This is a genomic window from Komagataeibacter kakiaceti JCM 25156 (genome assembly GCF_000613305.1).
This window is the reverse complement of the sequence record NZ_BAIO01000311.1, coordinates 1-2840: the sequence shown is the minus strand read 5'-3', so window position 1 is coordinate 2840 and position 2840 is coordinate 1. Positions and strand designations below refer to the sequence as shown.

The 2840-nt window shown below is 64.0% G+C and carries 3 protein-coding genes and 1 pseudogene; 2 read left to right on the top strand and 2 right to left on the bottom strand.

Annotated elements, in window-relative coordinates; all coding sequences use genetic code 11:
- Positions 1-488 (top strand): annotated as a pseudogene (locus JCM25156_RS12885) (restriction endonuclease); the annotation flags it as partial.
- Between the two features lie 13 nt (positions 489-501).
- Here the strand turns inward: JCM25156_RS12885 and JCM25156_RS31220 are convergent.
- Positions 502-768, bottom strand: coding sequence for a hypothetical protein (locus tag JCM25156_RS31220; RefSeq protein WP_242402650.1), 267 nt, complete (start codon positions 766-768; stop codon positions 502-504).
- On the bottom strand, positions 717-1433 hold the full coding sequence (locus JCM25156_RS24250) for a hypothetical protein (protein ID WP_242402649.1): 717 nt from the start codon (positions 1431-1433) through the stop codon (positions 717-719). Before JCM25156_RS24250 ends, JCM25156_RS31220 begins: the two co-directional genes overlap by 52 nt.
- Positions 1434-1847: 414 nt before the next feature.
- On the opposite strand from JCM25156_RS24250, the gene JCM25156_RS12875 reads away from it, so the two are divergent.
- A partial coding sequence (locus tag JCM25156_RS12875; RefSeq protein ID WP_025813392.1) for an amino acid permease occupies positions 1848-2840 on the top strand: 993 nt, incomplete at its 3' end.

Genomic DNA, 2840 nt, shown 5'->3' with positions numbered 1-2840 from the left:
CCGCGCTGGACCGGCAGGGGCTGGCCCTGCTGTGGCCCGCCATCCACAAAGGCGTTCAGGCCCATATGACCACGCTGGCCGCGCAGGATGCCCGAACGCCAGCGGCAACCCCGGTCCAGCCCGAACTCTACCATCCGGACATGAATCAGGCCCAGTACGCGGCCCTGTGTTCACAATGGATCGAAAAGGCCGGCTGGGAAACGCACCCGCCCCTCGCCACCGGTCTGGGCTCGGTCATTCACTGCCGGCGGCACGGGCTGAAAATGCTGGCGCATTGCTGGATTGACGACAAACCCGTGGGGGATGACGTGATCTTGCAGGGCATCAGGGAAAAGACCGATGGCAAAGCCGGTATCGGCATCATCATTTCCAATGCGCCCTATACGCAGGACGCCCTGCAGCTGGGCCGGAAGCATCGCGTTTTCCTGCTGCACCATGAAGATGTCTTCAAGTTCGCCTCCGGCATAGAAGTGCCGGACGTGGCGTAAGGGTGCGGGCAGGCTAATCGCGCGCCTGCCGGGCCGCCAGCGCGTTGAAGCACAGGGCCACCCCCTGCGCCTGGGCGGGGCTGGCGTCAAAAAAGCGCGTATCATCCTGCCGTTTCTGGCCGGTAATGCGCAGGCTGCAGTAATCGAACACCGCACGGCTGTCACGCAGGCGCGTGCAGTCAAGCAGGTGGGCGAAGCTGACATAGCCGGTATGGTCGCGCCGGGCGGTCACATAGGCCGCGCACTGCCTGAGCAGCGGCGGGGACACCTGGCGCGCCATGATGGTGGCGTAGGCGGTTTCCTCCTGCCGGGTGCAGGCCGCCATGCGCGCCGGGTCTTGGGCCGTGGCGCAGTACTGCGCCATCGCGCCATGCAGGTACCCGCCCTCCGTCGCGCTATGGCCCATAGCGTGTCGGTCGCGCGGCGATAGTGGAACACCGCCGCGCTGCGGGTGGGGGAAATGGCGCTGAACGGCACGGACCGCGAACCGCAGTACAGCGTCATCTGGTAACCATCCGCCTGGTCCGGCAGGCTGGCGAAGTCCAGATACAGCGGATTGAGCGGCGGCGGGCACAGACGCCGCCCCGAGGGCATGACCGGGTTCTGCCCGTAATCCACCCTGTAAACCAGATGCGCGCCAGTGCCCTGTTCCAGCATGACGTCAAGCTGCTCGCCATTGGTCAGGTCAATGCCCTCTTCCGACAGGCGCAGTTCCCCCGTTCCGTCGGTCGTCTGCTGGTCTTCGGGCCGCAGGACGAAATATTGCGGGGCATCCTGCGCCAGTTCGCTGGCGTCGAAACGCTCGTTATCGGCATGGGCGGGCGCAATGGCCAGAACAGGGACCATCAGCACGCTCAGGGCCATGGCGGCCCAGCGGCATGCGGTACCACCGCCGCCGCAACCACGGGGCGCGGAGCGGGAACTGGGGGACGGTCTGTCAGACATGGCGGCTTCAGGCATGCGGGCGCGGCTCTTTTACACGATTAAACAGGCGGCATTAACTGATTGGTTTCTGATATTTTCGATTAATATTTAGGCAAAATACCTTTATTTAAGGCAGATATGCTTGCCAGTTGCTATGCTGTCTGACACTGTTCGCGGCAAAACAACTGCCTGTTGCTGTATGATTTTTCTTCCTGTCCCTTTTCCGTCACATGCCCGGGGCCACGGTATGCCATGTGTTTCGTGCCACCGGCATCTCCACCCCCATTCCCACGCGGCGGTGCCCGACCTCTGTACCGCACCTGCCCCGAACGCGACAATGCCCGTATCCACCAGCGCGCAGGGGGTACGAACCCGGCCCCGCGGGTGGAACGCCTCTTTCCCCCCATCTGCGACCATCATGGCGGAGACCCCAGCATGAGCATACCGGACCCCGTGGCCGAAGACAGCACGCCCCTGCTGCCCGAACAGGATGAGGGCTACCACAAGGGGCTGGGCAGCCGCCAGATCCAGATGATCGCCATTGGCGGCGCGATCGGCACCGGGCTTTTCCTTGGCGCGGGCTCACGGCTGCAGATGGCCGGTCCCTCCCTTGCGCTGGTCTATCTGGTGTGCGGCGCCTTTTCGTTCCTGATCCTGCGCGCGTTGGGCGAGCTGGTGATGTACCGCCCCACCTGCGGCAGCTTCGTGTCCTATGCGCGCGAATTCCTGGGGGAAAAGGCGGCCTTCGCGGCGGGGTGGCTGTCGTTCCTGAACTGGGCCATGACAGGTATTGTCGATATTACCGCCGTGGCGCTGTACATGCATTTCTGGGGCACGTTCGCCAGTGTGCCGCAATGGGCCTTCGCGCTCATGGCGCTGTGCATCGTCACCGCGCTGAACATGGTGGGGGTAAAATGGTTCGGGGAGATCGAATTCTGGTTCTCCCTCATCAAGATCGTGGCGCTGTGCCTGTTCCTGATCGTGGGCAGTGTCATACTGGGCGTGCGCATGCCGGTGGCGGGGCACCAGACCGGGCTGCACCTGATTGCCGATAACGGTGGTATTTTCCCCCACGGGCTGCTGCCATGCCTGCTGCTGGTACAGGGGGTGGTGTTCGCCTATTCCGGTATCGAGCTGATCGGCACGGCGGCGGGGGAATGCGCCGATGTGCGTACCGTGCTGCCGCGCAGCATCAACAGCGTCATCTGGCGTATCGGGCTGTTTTACGTGCTGTCGGTCGTGCTGCTGGTCAACCTGCTGCCATGGACGGCCTATCGGGCGGGGACCAGCCCGTTCGTCACGTTCTTCCAGACCCTTGGCGTGCCGGGGGTCGATACGATCATGAACATCGTGGTGCTGACGGCGGCGCTGTCCAGCCTCAATTCGGGGCTGTACTCCACCGGCCGCGTCCTGCGCGCCATGGCGCTG

Coding starts and splice junctions, on each gene's coding strand:
- JCM25156_RS31220 (WP_242402650.1), bottom strand. CDS start 768: ATGGCGCGCCAGGTGTCCCCGCCGCTGCTCAGGCAGTGCGCGGCCTAT.
- JCM25156_RS24250 (WP_242402649.1), bottom strand. CDS start 1,433: ATGTCTGACAGACCGTCCCCCAGTTCCCGCTCCGCGCCCCGTGGTTGC.